The sequence below is a fragment of the Bradyrhizobium guangxiense genome, from assembly GCF_004114915.1.
Taxonomy (GTDB): domain Bacteria; phylum Pseudomonadota; class Alphaproteobacteria; order Rhizobiales; family Xanthobacteraceae; genus Bradyrhizobium; species Bradyrhizobium guangxiense.
Genome location: NZ_CP022219.1, coordinates 4948408 through 4965073 on the forward strand (window position 1 = coordinate 4948408; position 16666 = coordinate 4965073).

General features: G+C 61.3%; 3 protein-coding genes. All 3 read right to left on the reverse strand.

Features of this window, described 5'->3' with window-relative positions; all coding sequences use genetic code 11:
• Positions 1–398: 398 nt before the first annotated feature.
• From X268_RS23770 to X268_RS23780, 3 genes are read right to left on the reverse strand one after another with little or no spacing between them, the layout of a single operon-like run.
• Entirely contained in the window at positions 399–5270 is a 4872-nt protein-coding gene (locus X268_RS23770) for a hypothetical protein (protein ID WP_430648423.1), read from the reverse strand.
• On the reverse strand, positions 5171–9031 hold the full coding sequence (locus X268_RS23775; protein ID WP_128927174.1) for a beta strand repeat-containing protein: 3861 nt from the start codon (positions 9029–9031) through the stop codon (positions 5171–5173). Before X268_RS23775 ends, X268_RS23770 begins: the two co-directional genes overlap by 100 nt.
• Positions 9028–15933, reverse strand: coding sequence for an Ig-like domain-containing protein (locus X268_RS23780; RefSeq protein WP_128927175.1), 6906 nt, complete (start codon positions 15931–15933; stop codon positions 9028–9030). Before X268_RS23780 ends, X268_RS23775 begins: the two co-directional genes overlap by 4 nt.
• Between the last annotated feature and the right edge of the window lie 733 nt (positions 15934–16666).

The following is a 16666-nucleotide window of genomic DNA, read 5'->3' on the forward strand; positions in this document are numbered from 1 at the left end:
AACACAGAAAGTCGTGGGGGAGCATGTTGCCTCGCGCAGCAGGTCCTCCAAGTGCGCTCCTAACGGTCTGGTTCTGTTAAGGACGGGGGCATCAAAATGCCGGACCAGGGTTCAGATTCGGGGCTCAAGAAACGCGCGTGAAGGGTTATGCAGTGCTTGGAGCGGTCCAACAGAACCCTGAGTTGGTTTTTAGTCGCGCCGTTTCCGACAACGAGCCCGCGCTTGCCGGCAAGCCTCGGTCCAGCTGATGGGGTTACGATTATGCGGCTGCCCTTGCTCGGTCGCTCGGCAACTGAACTTCGCTCAGCAACGGACGGTGGAGTGGGACTGCTCAGCGGCATGGTCTCATCGCTTCGATCAATGCGGTCCAGCATCTTAGAGTTTAGGCGGCGTTAAGTTTAGGGAGCAAAGAGATAATCGCTGCTATGAACGCCAACGGACGTTGTGATGCCTTTCAACGTAATGAACTCATTATGACCATCCAATCCGGAGTGAATTTGCCAAACGGAATCGGCACCTGCGGCGCTGAAGAAGGTAAATGTCGCACCTTGCACCGCCGTACCGAACCCCTCAAAAGCGATGGTGTCTCCAGCTGCAGCACCATTGCCAGCAAAGTCAGAGATGATGGCGCTATCGGCGAGGCCAGCTTTGAACTTGAATTGATCGTTACCAGCCCCCCCGATGAGCGTGTTCGCTCCTCCATTCGCAATGAGGATATCGTCGCCTCCACGGCCGTCCAATGTCACACTTCCTGATTTGCCAGTGATCTGATCGCCGAAATCGGAGCCGCGCACTGCAGAAACTCCAGTGAACGTATCTGTTCCGACATTTGCCAGGTCTCCATTGGCAAGGCTCGTGGAGGTTCCAGTGCTGAGGTCTACGTTCACGCCGCTGGTCGCGTGATAAAATGCTATACGAGTATTTCCGTTTCCGGTGATGGTATCGTTGCCGGCTTCCCCCTCGAATTCGTTTAGCGTGCCATTGCTGCCGGCATTCACGCTAGAACCGCTGAATCCCGTTGCATTGAACGTGTCAACGAAATTGGTCCCGCGGATAGATTCGATCGATTTCAATGTATCGTTGCCGATCGAGCCGTCGCCGGAGACGGTGCCCGCTGCAAGATCAACGATGATTCCTCCTGTTGTCGTATCGTCGGACGATGCCGAATACATGGCGCGATCAAATCCGCCCCGCCCGTCAATGGTGTCGTTGCCGGCGCCGCCGATGAATTCCTCAGCACCGGTGGCATTATTGCTGCCAAAGAGTGCGTCGTTGAAATTTGATCCCCGTATGGAGTTTACCCCTCCCGTGAAAGAATCGAGGCCAACGCCTGCAATATCCCCTGCCGCGACGCCTTGTCCCGTTCCAGCAGCCAGATCAACAATGACTGCGGCGAGTGCGTGCGAGTAATCAACCCGGGTGTTTCCGTTTCCGGTAACGGTGTCGTTGCCCGCCATGCCTTCGAAGGTATTGAAGGTATCGTAAGATCCTGCGTTTGTGCTGCTACCATTGAAGCCCGTGGCATCAAACGTGTCCGCAAACCTGGTGCCTCGAACAAGTTCAACGCCCTGCAATGTGTCGCTGCCCACTGAGCTGTCGCCCACAACGGTTCCGGCTGCAAGATTGACAGTGATGGCCGCCGAAACGCTGCTGTCGTTATAGTTGGCAAGATCGTAACCGCCACGACCATTTATCGTGTCGTTACCACCGCCGCCGAAATAGACGTCCGTTATGGACGTATTGTTAGTCCCAGAAATCACATCGTTAAAATTGGATCCAACGACGGAGTTGACGCCACCCGTGATAATGTCCGTTCCGACCGAACCGTTGCCGATGGCGGTACCTGCGATCAGGTCGATCGTCACGCCCGATGTTGCATTGCTGTATTGAACCTGGGTCGAGCCGTTGCCGGTAATGGTGTCATTGCCGCCGTTACCCTGGAACGAATTGAAGCCGCCGTTGAAGCCGCTGGCGTCGTAGACATCGGCAAAGTTGCTGCCGAACACGCTGTTGACGCCGCTGTTGAAGGTATCGTGGCCGGTCGATGCATCGCCTGACGCCGAACCTGCGCCTCCCGCTCCGATCGTAATCGTGACCGCGCCGGTGGCATTGCTGTAGAGCACCCGCGTGTTGCCGTTGCCGGTCACGCTGTCGTCGCCACCAAGCCCCTCGAACTGGTTGAAGCTGCCGTTGCTGGTCGAGACGTTCAGGGCGCCTGCCAGGCCGTAGCCGGTCGCATCATAGCTGTCGGCATAGCCGGTGCCCTGAACCGCCTCGATATTGCGCAGCGTATCGGTGCCGGTCGAGGCATCGCCCGTGACCGTGCCGGCTGCCATGTTGACTGCAATCCCGCCCGTCACCGTGTTCAGGTTGTTGTAGCTTGCCGTATCGAACCCGCCGCGGCCGTCGATGTAGTCGTCGCCGCCCAGGGCCGTGAAGTTGTTGTTGTAGTTGCTGCCCAGCAGCGTGTCGGCGAAGACCGAGCCTTGTACGGCATTGACACCGGTGAACGTATCGGTGCCCTCGGTCGTGCCCGTGGCAGTGCCGGCCACCGTGACGGCGGTGCCGATGGTGATCTGGAGGTCGACCGTAACGGCGGCTTGCGCGCTCGAATAATTAAGGCGTGTATTGCCGTTGCCGATGATGGTGTCGTTGCCGCCTGCGCCTGCGAAGTCGTTGAAGCTGCCGTTGGTCGAAGAGACGTTCAGCGCGCCGGCAAGGCCATAGCCGGTCGCGTCGAAGATATCGTCGAAGTTCGTGCCCCGCACCGCCTCCACGTCACGCAGCGTGTCGGTGCCGATGCTGGAATCGCCAACAACGGTTCCCGCGGCAAGGTTGACCGTGATACCCGACGTGGTCGCCAAATCGTTGTTGTAGGCGGCCATGTCATATCCGCCACGGCCGTCGATATAGTCGTTGCCGCCGCGACCTTCAAAGACCTCATAGGTGAAGCTGGCGTTGTTGCTGCCGTAGAGCGTATCGCCATAGGCCGAGCCAAACACGCCCTGCAATGCGTTGGTGAACGTGTCGTGGCCGACATTGGCCACATCGCCGGCCGCCGTGCCCTGCCCGGTGCCGGCGGCAAGATCGACCGTGACGGCAGCCGAGGCGCTGAGATACTCAACCCGCGTCAACGATTGACCCAGAGCGTTGATGCGGCCGGTGATCACGTCATCGCCGCCCCGGCCCTCGAAAGCGCTTTGGCCCAAGGCCACACCGGGTTGAGTACTCCATCCCGTAAAGCCGGTGGCATCGAACGTGTCGGCAAAGTCGCCGCCCACAGCGCCCTCGATGCTGATCAACGTATCGCTGCCGACGCCAGCTCCGGAGCCGGTTCCAGCCGCAAGGTTCACGGTGATCGGGCCGGTCGCATCCGAATAAACCGCCCGATCAAACCCGGCCCCGCCATCCAGGGTGTCGTTACCCCCAAGCCCCTGCAGACGGTCATTCCCGCCAAGGCCGAAGATACCTTCGTTTTGGCTGGTGCCGACCAGCACGTCATTGGCGGACGTACCGGTGATGCTGTTGTTGAATACGAAGTCGCCGGCGACCAAGCTCCCAAGGGTGACGTTGGCCAAGGTGATCGTATTGCCGCCGCCAAAATCGATCAGCGTATTGAAACCCTGCTGCGTGGCGTGGGCCTGGATGTCGGAGAGGGTAAAAATGCCCGCCACTCCGGTCAGATCGATCCGGTCCCCCTCGCTGCGATTGAAGTCACCGATATAGTCGACGCCGCCACCGTTGGCGTAGACAAACGTGTCCGCACCTGCCCCTCCGGCCAAGTAGTCGTTGCCGTCTGCGCCGGCAAGCGTGTCGTCGCCGCCGTTGCCGAACAGGAAATCGTTGACCAAGCTGCCGGTAATGGTGTCGGCGAAGTTCGACCCCTGGACACCAATGACACCACCGGTAATCGTGTCGATACCGACCGATGCGTTGCCGGAGGCGACTCCCGTGGTCAGGTTGACGTTCACGCCGGCGGTGGCGCCAAAATACTCGATCTGGGTCGAGCCATTGCCGGTGATGGTGTCGTTACCGCCATTGCCCTGGAATGAATTGAACTGTCCAGGGGTGAGCGCCGATGCGTTGTAGGTGTCGTTGAAATTGCTACCAGCAGCGCCGTAGACGCCGGTGAAGCTATCGGTACCGACGGAGCTATCCCCCGATGCCGAGCCTGCACCGCCTGCCCCAATCGTGATTGTCACGCCCGAGGTGGCGTTGTAGTACTGGATCTGGGTTTGGCCGTTGCCCGTGATGGTGTCGTTGCCACCGTTGCCCTGAAACGAATTGTACAACCCAGCGTCGTAAGCGGAGGCATTGTAAGTATCGTTCAGGTTGCCGCCGGCGGCGCTGTTGACACCGCTGACGAAGGTATCGGACCCAACGGAGCCGTCGCCGGATGCAGACCCTGCGCCGCCCGCCCCAATCGTGATCGTCACGCCCGAGGTGGCGTTGTAGTACTGGGCCTGAGTGTTGCCGTTCCCGGTGATGGTGTCGTTGCCACCGTTGCCCTGAAACGAATTGTACAACCCTGCGCCGTAAGCGGAGGCATTGTAGGTATCGTTCAGGTTGCCGCCGGCGGCGCTGTTGACACCGCTGACGAAGGTATCGGATCCGACAGAGACGTCACCGGATGCAGACCCTGTGCCGCCGGCCCCGATCGTGATGGCCACACTGAAGGTGGCATTGCTGTATTGAACCTGGGTCGAGCCGTTGCCGGTGATGGTGTCATTGCCGCCGTTACCCTGGAACGAATTGAAGCCGCCGTTGAAGCCGCTGGCGTCGTAGACATCGGCAAAGTTGCTGCCGAACACGCTGTTGACGCCGCTGTTGAAGGTATCGTGGCCGGTCGATGCATCGCCTGACGCCGAACCTGCGCCTCCCGCTCCGATCGTAATCGTGACCGCGCCGGTGGCATTGCTGTAGAGCACCCGCGTGTTGCCGTTGCCGGTCACGCTGTCGTCGCCGCCAAGCCCCTCGAACTGGTTGAAGCTGCCGTTGCTGGTCGAGACGTTCAGGGCGCCTGCCAGGCCGTAGCCGGTCGCATCATAGCTGTCGGCATAGCCGGTGCCCTGAACCGCCTCGATATTGCGCAGCGTATCGGTGCCGGTCGAGGCATCGCCCGTGACCGTGCCGGCTGCCATGTTGACTGCAATCCCGCCCGTCACCGTGTTCAGGTTGTTGTAGCTTGCCGTATCGAACCCGCCGCGGCCGTCGATGTAGTCGTCGCCGCCCAGGGCCGTGAAGTTGTTGTTGTAGTTGCTGCCCAGCAGCGTGTCGGCGAAGACCGAGCCTTGTACGGCATTGACACCGGTGAACGTATCGGTGCCCTCGGTCGTGCCCGTGGCAGTGCGGCCACCGTGACGGCGGTGCCGATGGTGATCTGGAGGTCGACCGTAACGGCGGCTTGCGCGCTCGAATAATTAAGGCGTGTATTGCCGTTGCCGATGATGGTGTCGTTGCCGCCTGCGCCTGCGAAGTCGTTGAAGCTGCCGTTGGTCGAAGAGACGTTCAGCGCGCCGGCAAGGCCATAGCCGGTCGCGTCGAAGATATCGTCGAAGTTCGTGCCCCGCACCGCCTCCACGTCACGCAGCGTGTCGGTGCCGATGCTGGAATCGCCAACAACGGTTCCCGCGGCAAGGTTGACCGTGATACCCGACGTGGTCGCCAAATCGTTGTTGTAGGCGGCCATGTCATATCCGCCACGGCCGTCGATATAGTCGTTGCCGCCGCGACCTTCAAAGACCTCATAGGTGAAGCTGGCGTTGTTGCTGCCGTAGAGCGTATCGCCATAGGTCGAGCCAAACACGCCCTGCAATGCGTTGGTGAACGTGTCGTGGCCGACATTGGCCACATCGCCGGCCGCCGTGCCCTGCCCGGTGCCGGCGGCAAGATCGACCGTGACGGCAGCCGAGGCGCTGAGATACTCAACCCGCGTCAACGATTGACCCAGAGCGTTGATGCGGCCGGTGATCACGTCATCGCCGCCCCGGCCCTCGAAAGCGCTTTGGCCCAAGGCCACACCGGGTTGAGTACTCCATCCCGTAAAGCCGGTGGCATCGAACGTGTCGGCAAAGTCGCCGCCCACAGCGCCCTCGATGCTGATCAACGTATCGCTGCCGACGCCAGCTCCGGAGCCGGTTCCAGCCGCAAGGTTCACGGTGATCGGGCCGGTCGCATCCGAATAAACCGCCCGATCAAACCCGGCCCCGCCATCCAGGGTGTCGTTACCCCCAAGCCCCTGCAGACGGTCATTCCCGCCAAGGCCATTTAGCGTATCGGCTTCGGGCGTACCCACGAGCACGTTGGCGCCAGCGTCACCATTTAGCGTGATGCCGGCGACATCGGTAACAATCACGCTCAGCGTCTTGTCGAAGGTGTTTCCGGCTGAGTCGGTCACCCGCACCGTGATCTGATGCGATTGAGCAGTCTCGTAGTCGAGGCTGCCAACCAATACTAGATTGACACCATTGATCCCAAACTGGCCGGCGGCATCGTCGATAAGCGTAAAACTTGCCGTTCCAGTGGCGCCCGGATCGACATCCGAGAAAGATCCGACCACCGTGCCAACTGCGCTATTCTCCGCAATAGCGGCGTTAGACAAAGTAATATCGGTGGGCGATGCCCTATCAATGCCAACGTGGAATGCAGTGGAAGCCGCACCCTGGTTGCCGGCAGTATCCGTGGCCCTGGCTGTCAGCGTATGGTTGCCGTCACTCAGCGCCGAGGTCGTGATCGAATAGCTGCCGCCAGTGGCGAGCCCGCTGCCGACCACCGTAATGCCATCGGTATCGTAGATCTTCACTGTGCTGCCGGCTTCCGCCGTGCCGGCAATCGTTAGCGTGTTATCGTTCGAGGAGCCGTTATTGGCAATGGTGCCGGTCACCGGCGATACATTATCCGTCACCGTACTGATTACCGAAGCAGACGGAGCTATGGTGTCCAGCGTAAAGGCCAGCGAGGCGCTGCCCGTATTGCCAAACGTGTCGGTTTGGCTCGCCACGATGGTGTGCAGTCCATCACCGAGTCCGCTCGGCGTGAACGACCAGTTCCCGCTCGCATCCGCCAAAGCGGTGGTTGCGGCCAAAGTCCCATCAATGGTGAAGTGCACCGTCGTGTTGGCCAGGCCCGTGCCGCTTAGCGCAGGGTTCGCGGTGATCTGGTCGAGCGCCGAAGCACCGGTATCGGAGGTCAGATGCTCCGTCACCGCCGGGCCGGTCGTGCTCAGCGTGTAGACAACGGCGTTGCTGGTCGTCGTGTTGCCGGCAACATCGCTCACCTTGGCCGTCAGCGAGTTGCTGCCGTTTGCCAGCGTGACCTGGGCGCTCCAGCTGCCGTCAGCCTGGACGATGGCCGTCTTGATCGCCGTGCTGCCGTCATAGACGGTCACGGTGGCGCCGGCATCGGCGACACCGACCACACCGGTAATGGTCTGGTTCGCCTGATTGGTCGGACCGCCAACATTGGAGATCGTGATCGTCGGCGCCGTGGTATCGATCGTCACCGCCTGGGCGGCGGTGGTACCGATATTGCCGGCGGCATCGACGATCCGGGTCTGGTAGGTGAAGTTGCTGGCATGCGTTGCCGGGTCGAGATAGCTCCAGCTCGTCGCCGTCGACTGCGTGACGTCGGCCCAGGTCGCTCCGCCATCGCTGGAGAGCTGGATCTTCTCGCCGGAGCTAAGGGCCCCATTGCTGCCGGACACCGTCAGTGTGGTATCATTGGTGATGAAGTCGCCCACCGTGCCGCTGTCCTGGCCGATCGCCGTGATCGCCAGCGCCGCCGTCGGCGCCGTGGTATCGATCGTCACCGCCTGGGCGGCGGTGGTGCCGATATTGCCGGCGGCATCGATGATCCGGGTCTGGTAGGTGAAGCTGCTGGCATGCGTTGCCGGATCGAGATAGCTCCAACTCGTCGCCGTCGACTGCGTGACGTCGGCCCAGGTCGCTCCGCCATCGCTGGAGAGCTGGATCTTCTCGCCGGAGCTAAGAGCCCCATTGCTGCCGGACACCGTCAGCGTGGTATCATTGGTGATGAAGTCGCCCGCCGTGCCGCTGTCCTGGCTGATTGCCGTGATTGCCAGCGCCGCCGTCGGCGCCGTGGTATCGATCGTCACCGCTTGGGCGGCGGTGGTGCCGATATTGCCGGCGGCATCGACGATCCGGGTCTGGTAGGTGAAGCTGCCGGCATGCGTTGCCGGGTCGAGATAGCTCCAACTCGTCGCCGTCGACTGCGTGACGTCGGCCCAGGTCGCACCGCCATCGCTGGAGAGCTGGATCTTCTCGCCGGAGCCCAGCGCCCCATTGCTGCCGGACACCGTCAGTGTGGTATCACTGGTGATGAAGTCGCCCGCCGTGCCGCTGTCCTGGCTGATTGCCGTGATTGCCAGCGCCGCCGTCGGCGCCGTGGTATCGATCGTCACCGCCTGGGCGGCGGTGGTACCGATATTGCCGGCGGCATCGACGATCCGGGTCTGGTAGGTGAAGCTGCTGGCATGCGTTGCCGGGTCGAGATAGCTCCAGCTCGTCGCCGTCGACTGCGTGACGTCGGCCCAGGTCGCTCCGCCATCGCTGGAGAGCTGGATCTTCTCGCCGGAGCTAAGAGCCCCATTGCTGCCGGACACCGTCAGCGTGGTATCATTGGTGATGAAGTCGCCCGCCGTGCCGCTGTCCTGGCTGATTGCCGTGATTGCCAGCGCCGCCGTCGGCGCCGTGGTATCGATCGTCACCGCTTGGGCGGCGGTGGTGCCGATATTGCCGGCGGCATCGACGATCCGGGTCTGGTAGGTGAAGCTGCCGGCATGCGTTGCCGGGTCGAGATAGCTCCAGCTCGTCGCCGTCGACTGCGTGACGTCGGCCCAGGTCGCTCCGCCATCGCTGGAGAGCTGGATCTTCTCGCCGGAGCTAAGGGCCCCATTGCTGCCGGACACCGTCAGTGTGGTATCACTGGTGATGAAGTCGCCCGCCGTGCCGCTGTCCTGGCCGATCGCCGTGATCGCCAGCGCCGCCGTCGGCGCCGTGGTATCGATCGTCACCGCCTGGGCGGCGGTGGTGCCGATATTGCCGGCGGCATCGATGATCCGGGTCTGGTAGGTGAAGCTGACGGCATGCGTTGCCGGATCGAGATAGCTCCAGCTCGTCGCCGTGTTCTGAACGACATCAACCAGGTCACTCCGCCATCGCTGGAGAGCTGGATCTTCTCCCCGGAGCTAAGAGCCCCATTGCTGCCCGACACCGTCAGCGTGGTGTCGCTGGTGATGAAGTCGCCCGCCGTGCCGCTATCCTGGCTGATTGCCGTGATTGCCAGCGCTTGCGAGGGAGCTATGGTGTCCAGCGTAAAGGCCAGCGAGGCGCTGCCCGTGTTGCCGAACGTGTCGGTCTGGCTCGCCACGATGGTGTGGGGCCCGTCAGCAAGACCAGTCGGGGTAAAAGACCAGTTCCCGCTCGCATCGGCGAGCACGCTCGTCGCGATCGGCGTGCCGTCGATCGTGAAATGCACCGTCGTGTTGGCCAGGCCGGTGCCGCTCAGCGCGGGGTTCGCGGTGATCTGGTCGAGTGCCGAAGAGCCGGTATCGGAGGTCAGATGCTCCGTCACGGCCGGGCCGGTCGTGCTCAGCGTGTAGACAACGGCGTTGCTGGTCGTCGTGTTGCCGGCAAGATCGCTCACCTTGGCCGTCAGCGAGTTGCTGCCGTTTGCGAGCGTGACCTGGGCGCTCCAGCTGCCGTCACCCTGGACGATGGCTGTCTTGATCGCCGTGCTGCCGTCATAAACGGTCACCGTGGCGCCGGCATCGGCGACATCGACTGTACCGGTAATGGTCTGATTCGCCTGGTTGGTCGGACCGCCAACATTGGAGATCGTGATCGTCGGCGCCGTGGTATCGATCGTCACCGCCTGGGCGGCGGTGGTACCGATATTGCCGGCGGCATCGATGATCCGGGTCTGGTAGGTGAAGCTGCTGGCATGCGTTGCCGGGTCGAGATAGCTCCAACTCGTCGCCGTCGACTGCGTGACGTCGGCCCAGGTCGCTCCGCCATCGCTGGAGAGCTGGATCTTCTCCCCGGAGCCCAGCACCCCATTGCTGCCGGACACCGTCAGTGTGGTGTCGCTGGTGATGAAGTCGCCCACCGTGCCGCTGTCCTGGCTGATCGCCGTGATCGCCAGCGCTTGCGAGGGAGCTATGGTGTCCAGCGTAAAGGCCAGCGAGGCGCTGCCCGTGTTGCCGAACGTGTCGGTCTGGCTCGCCACGATGGTGTGGGGCCCGTCAGCAAGACCAGTCGGGGTAAAAGACCAGTTCCCGCTCGCATCGGCGAGCACGCTCGTCGCGATCGGCGTGCCGTCGATCGTGAAATGCACCGTCGTGTTGGCCAGGCCGGTGCCGCTTAGCGCAGGGTTCGCGGTGATCTGGTCGAGCGCCGAAGCACCGGTATCGGAGGTCAGATGCTCCGTCACCGCCGGGCCGGTCGTGCTCAGCGTGTAGACAACGGCGTTGCTGGTCGTCGTGTTGCCGGCAACATCGCTCACCTTGGCCGTCAGCGAGTTGCTGCCGTTTGCCAGCGTGACCTGGGCGCTCCAGCTGCCGTCAGCCTGGACGATGGCCGTCTTGATCGCCGTGCTGCCGTCATAGACGGTCACGGTGGCGCCGGCATCGGCGACACCGACCACACCGGTAATGGTCTGGTTCGCCTGATTGGTCGGACCGCCAACATTGGAGATCGTGATCGTCGGCGCCGTGGTATCGATCGTCACCGCCTGGGCGGCGGTGGTACCGATATTGCCGGCGGCATCGACGATCCGGGTCTGGTAGGTGAAGTTGCTGGCATGCGTTGCCGGGTCGAGATAGCTCCAGCTCGTCGCCGTCGACTGCGTGACGTCGGCCCAGGTCGCTCCGCCATCGCTGGAGAGCTGGATCTTCTCGCCGGAGCTAAGGGCCCCATTGCTGCCGGACACCGTCAGTGTGGTATCATTGGTGATGAAGTCGCCCACCGTGCCGCTGTCCTGGCCGATCGCCGTGATCGCCAGCGCCGCCGTCGGCGCCGTGGTATCGATCGTCACCGCCTGGGCGGCGGTGGTGCCGATATTGCCGGCGGCATCGATGATCCGGGTCTGGTAGGTGAAGCTGCTGGCATGCGTTGCCGGATCGAGATAGCTCCAACTCGTCGCCGTCGACTGCGTGACGTCGGCCCAGGTCGCTCCGCCATCGCTGGAGAGCTGGATCTTCTCGCCGGAGCTAAGAGCCCCATTGCTGCCGGACACCGTCAGCGTGGTATCATTGGTGATGAAGTCGCCCGCCGTGCCGCTGTCCTGGCTGATTGCCGTGATTGCCAGCGCCGCCGTCGGCGCCGTGGTATCGATCGTCACCGCTTGGGCGGCGGTGGTGCCGATATTGCCGGCGGCATCGACGATCCGGGTCTGGTAGGTGAAGCTGCCGGCATGCGTTGCCGGGTCGAGATAGCTCCAGCTCGTCGCCGTCGACTGCGTGACGTCGGCCCAGGTCGCACCGCCATCGCTGGAGAGCTGGATCTTCTCGCCGGAGCCCAGCGCCCCATTGCTGCCGGACACCGTCAGTGTGGTATCGCTGGTGATGAAGTCTGATGACGAGCTGCCGCTGTCCTGGCTGATCGCCGTGATCGCCAGCGCTTGCGAGGGAGCTATGGTGTCCAGCGTAAAGGCCAGCGAGGCGCTGCCCGTATTGCCAAACGTGTCGGTTTGGCTCGCCACGATGGTGTGCAGTCCATCACCGAGTCCGCTCGGCGTGAACGACCAGTTCCCGCTCGCATCCGCCAAAGCGGTGGTTGCGGCCAAAGTCCCATCAATGGTGAAGTGCACCGTCGTGTTGGCCAGGCCCGTGCCGCTCAGCGCGGGGTTCGAGGTGATCTGGTCGAGCGCCGAAGCACCGGTATCGGAGGTCAGATGCTCCGTCACCGCCGGGCCGGTCGTGCTCAGCGTGTAGACAACGGCGTTGCTGGTCGTCGTGTTGCCGGCAACATCGCTCACCTTGGCCGTCAGCGAGTTGCTGCCGTTTGCCAGCGTGACCTGGGCGCTCCAGCTGCCGTCAGCCTGGACGATGGCCGTCTTGATCGCCGTGCTGCCGTCATAGACAGTCACGGTGGCGCCGGCATCGGCGACGCCGACCAGACCGGTAATGGTCTGGTTCGCCTGATTGGTCGGACCGCCAACATTGGAGATCGTGATCGTCGGCGCCGTGGTATCGATCGTCACCGCTTGGGCAGCGGTAGTGCCGATATTGCCGGCGGTATCGATGATCCGGGTCTGGTAGATGAAGCTGCTCGCGTGCGTTGCCGGATCGAGATAGCTCCAGCTCGTCGCCGTCGACTGCGTGACATCAACCCAGGTCGCTCCGCCATCGCTGGAGAGCTGGATCTTCTCGCCGGAGCCCAGCGCCCCATTGCTGCCGGACACCGTCAGCGTGGTGTCGCTGGTGATGAAGTCGCTGGATGTGCCGCTGTCCTGGCTGATCGCCGTGATCGCCAGCGCCGCGGCCGGGGCGGCGGTATCGATCGTCACCGCTTGGGCAGCGGTGGTGCCGATATTGCCGGCGGCATCGATGATCCGGGTCTGGTAGGTGAAGCTGACGGCATGCGTTGCCGGATCGAGATAGCTCCAGCTCGTCGCCGTGTTCTGAACGACATCAACCCAGGTCACTCCGCCATCGCTGGAGAGCTGGATCTTCTCCCCGGAGCCCAGCGCCCCATTGCTGCCCGACACCGTCAGCGTGGTGTCGCTGGTGATGAAGTCCCCCGCCGTGCCGCTATCCTGGCTGATCGCCGTGATCGCCAGCGCCGCCGCCGGCGCCGTGGTATCGACCACGATCGCCTGACTGGTCGAATTGATCGTAATATTTGCGGAGTCTATCACCCGTGCCTGGTAAGAGAAATTCGAGCCGTGCAGGAACGGATCCACAAAACTCCATGTCGTCGCACTCGTCTGCGCGACATCGATCCAGGTCGCGCCGTTGTCGCTACTGACCTGTATCTTTTCACCGGCAAAGAGATTCCCATTCGTTCCGTAAACAGTCAAATTCGCGGCGTTAGTGATAAAGTCCCCGCTCGCTCCACTGTCCGGGGCGATCGAGACAATCGCCAGCGGCAATGCAATGTCCAGGCTGGCGGTCGAGGCCGCGCTCTTGAGGGCGTCCGTGACATCGTAGTCGAAGATCACGCGGCCACTGAATCCGGGGGCCGGGGTGTAGCTCCACGTGTGACCATCAACCTGAGACAGAGTTCCGCCACCGCTTCGAAGCGACAGTGACGAAATCGACAGGGAAGGACCGTCAACGTCGACGACTCCAGCCAACAACGCGCTGGATGTAATCGTATACGACACGTCCTGTTGACCATCCTGCAACGTGACCGGGTTCGCGACCGGCGCGAAATCAGCAACATTGATGACCGGCTGGATGCCGTTATGAACTGTTACAAAGATGGGGATGGTGACTGTGCCGTCATCGGCAGAGAGCGTGATGACAAATTTTTGCGTCGCGTCTTGACCATAATTCAAGAAGGCGAAATCGTTTTTTGGTTCGGTGAAAGCCCAACGAATGTTCCCGAGCTGATCAATGTCCGCCTTGAAATACGGAGTTGCGAGGCCGAATTGATCCGCAGTCGTTATTTTCACGCCGCTGTAGTCACCCGTGACGGCTATAGACCCCTTCGCCGTCAGGATATCCGGAGAGTTCGCGGTCTCGTTAATGACAGCGCTATGCCCCGAGGTGGGATCCGCGAGAAATATGTGGCTGTTGTTGCCGAATGCGACGTATTGACCTGCCGCGCTGATGGCCACGCCGCCGGCAGAGGAGAGGCCGCCTCCTTCCGACACGAGCCTGTACGCGGGCGCCGCCGGAGTCGTGACGTCGACGATGTAGACGTCAGCGACCGCATTGTCGTCGTCGTCCGTCAGCGCCGCGTCACTGGTGAAGACGATGAAATGACCGTCGGGACTGAGAACGGGGCTGTAGCTGCTGGAAGCCCCGGCAGTCTGAAAAACCACAGCACCGACATTCAGATCGTACAGATAGATTTCCGAGTGACCCGCGGCATCCGTACTCTGATAGGCAATGAGGTGACCATCGGCACTGACCGTAGGTGGTGTCGTCCCAGCTCCAAGGAACGTATCGCCGATATGAGTGAAGTGCCCGGTCGAAAGATCGAATGAGAGCAGGTGTCCTGCACCACCTGCAGCGGGTGAATCCGAATTCCAGAAGACAATAACGTGACCATCGGCGCTGATGCACGGCGACCAGAGGGCGCCGGAGCTCCCCACCGCCGCGGGCGTGATCGTCCCCTTCAGATTGCCTTGGAGACCGTAGATCGCGATGCTGCCATCGATATTATGGGCCAGGATCGTGCTGCCATCGCCATCGATTGCTGGGGCGTCACCTGGGGCAAGTTGTGTCTGAACGTGATAGTGAGTGGAATCAGCCGGATCCGTTCCATAGACAAAGATGTAGCTGCCGTTTCCGTTCGACCCCTGGTACAGGATGTAGCGACCATCAGAGCTGATCGTGGGCGAACCGTAGCTCCAACCGCCTCCAGGTGAAGCAATCGTCGTCGTCGTATTGGCTGCTCGATCGTAGAAGTAGATCGCACCATCGGGATCATAGACCACATCACCGCTGGCGCTCATGACGGGGCCGGTATGGTCTCCGGGGGCGGACGTGATGGCGGTCAGATGCCCTGGGGTCACAACGAACGGAAGCGACGTCAATTTCACTAAGATTGGCGTCTCGCCAAGAGCATCGAGCGGTGTCGAAGTTGACGCAGGTGCAGGTGTACCCGTCGCCGCAGGGGGATTTATTGTGACCGAGATCGTCGGTGGTGTTTCTGTGCTCTTGATCTGATTTTGCGCAGAGGGAGGGTGGTATTCTGTGCCCGGTGGGTTGAGCGGGGCGCTGCTGGCGAACCTTGTGACCTCTTTTGGATTAGCGTCATTGTTCTGATGATCGCTGTTATCCGTATGCTGCGGCAGATTTGGAAATATCTGCTTGGCCGCATCATATGTGCTTAGCACCTGCTGAAATGCATTGAACTCCTGTGCCACCTGGTCCGCTGTCTTGTCGATCTGCCGGGCGATCACATCGAAGGTTGCGGTGGGAGTAAGTGTTAGCGACGCGCCGTTGCTCGTGACGGTTCCGATCAGTACGCCGGCATTGTTGAACACTTCCACTGCATGCAATGCGCCATCACGTTGATCGATGACCGAGATCGACACCGTTCCATCATTCGAAGAGATCTCGAGATTTACGGCGGTCCCGCGAATACCGATTGAGGCAACGGGTGTCGAAACCCGCATGTCGCCTGTCTTGGCCACTTGACCCGCGACGAAGCTCGCTGCGCCTTGCACCAGAGTGAGGAATGCACTGTTGGAGGTGCTGTTCGGGTCAAAAGTGAGATCGGCAAGCAAGAAGCGCGCATTGGCGGACAGATTGAACGCCGACCCGTCATCGAGCACCAGGCCGATCGTCGAGTTACTGCCCGTCTGGACGACGTCGCCTTGATAGACGACGTCGCCAACGTTCGCGACGATCGTGACACCGTTGCGAACGATGCTCGCGCTGCCGGTCATTTTGATGACGTGACCGACCACTTTACCTGCGGCGCTCTGCGCGCCCGCCTGAGCGTAAGCCGTGTAGCCGGTCAGAGCGTCAACAAAGTCGGCAGGGAGCGGCGCACCTTCAGGCGAAACCAGGAGCGGGCGGGTGTGGCCGTGAGCTTTGAAATAATCTGGCACCACAACTCGGCTGAGTTGATCCGAAATGATCAGATCTGAGCCGATGCGCTGATAATCGCCCGAGAACAATAAGCGGGCGTCGACAACCTCAAAAGTCGGAATGGCCGGTGTTGCAGCCGCCCCAAATGCAGAATGGTAGGCGTCCTCAGGAGATCCTGAGGGAAAAAAGGTCCCGCTATAATTCACGACAGCCCCTGCAAAGGGTTAAAAAATTATAAAATTGGCATAATGTTGCACAACATTCCTGCCCTTAAAAGGCCTTATTCATTTTAATCGAAACGTGGTTGCCCACCTCGGCAGGAGCAACGAGAGCTGGTGACGAGAGATTTGCGGCTCAGCGGTGTTTAAACACCTCTCAATCGGCACGTCGTCTCTGGGATGATTTCAGGAGTTTGCCTGCATTTCCTGACGTTTGCTTCGTCGAGAGATCGTCCGACTTCACTCAAGCATGAGCGGCAGTTCATTGAGCTCAGCTGAGGCTCACCACGATTTGCAATGACGACGGCTCACGCCTTTGCGGGGTACTTTACGCGACTCCGAAAGGCCGCCCTATTGCGCCCACGAAACCATTTCATCTGCGTCGTGAAGTCACCCTGAAGCAGAGATGCGCGAAATTGGACCTCTCAAATGTGGGGAGGTTGGTATGGCAATTTTGATGAATCTGATTTGGCGGCGTCTCGCCTACACCCTGCTGGCTGGTATGCGTGCTAAATTAGTTCGGCAATAGGGCGGACATCAGCAGAAGCTTCAAGGCCGCAGGCAAGCCGCGCTGACTGCGCTTAGGCAAGAGTTGATCCCAAATTCGTAGCGAGATCGGAACGTGCCTGAAGGCGCCGGAAGTCGAGGGTAACTGAAGTCCCTGGAAACGTTGTCATCGGCTGGGCGAGAGGCTCGGCCTATTGAGATTACGAGAAATTCG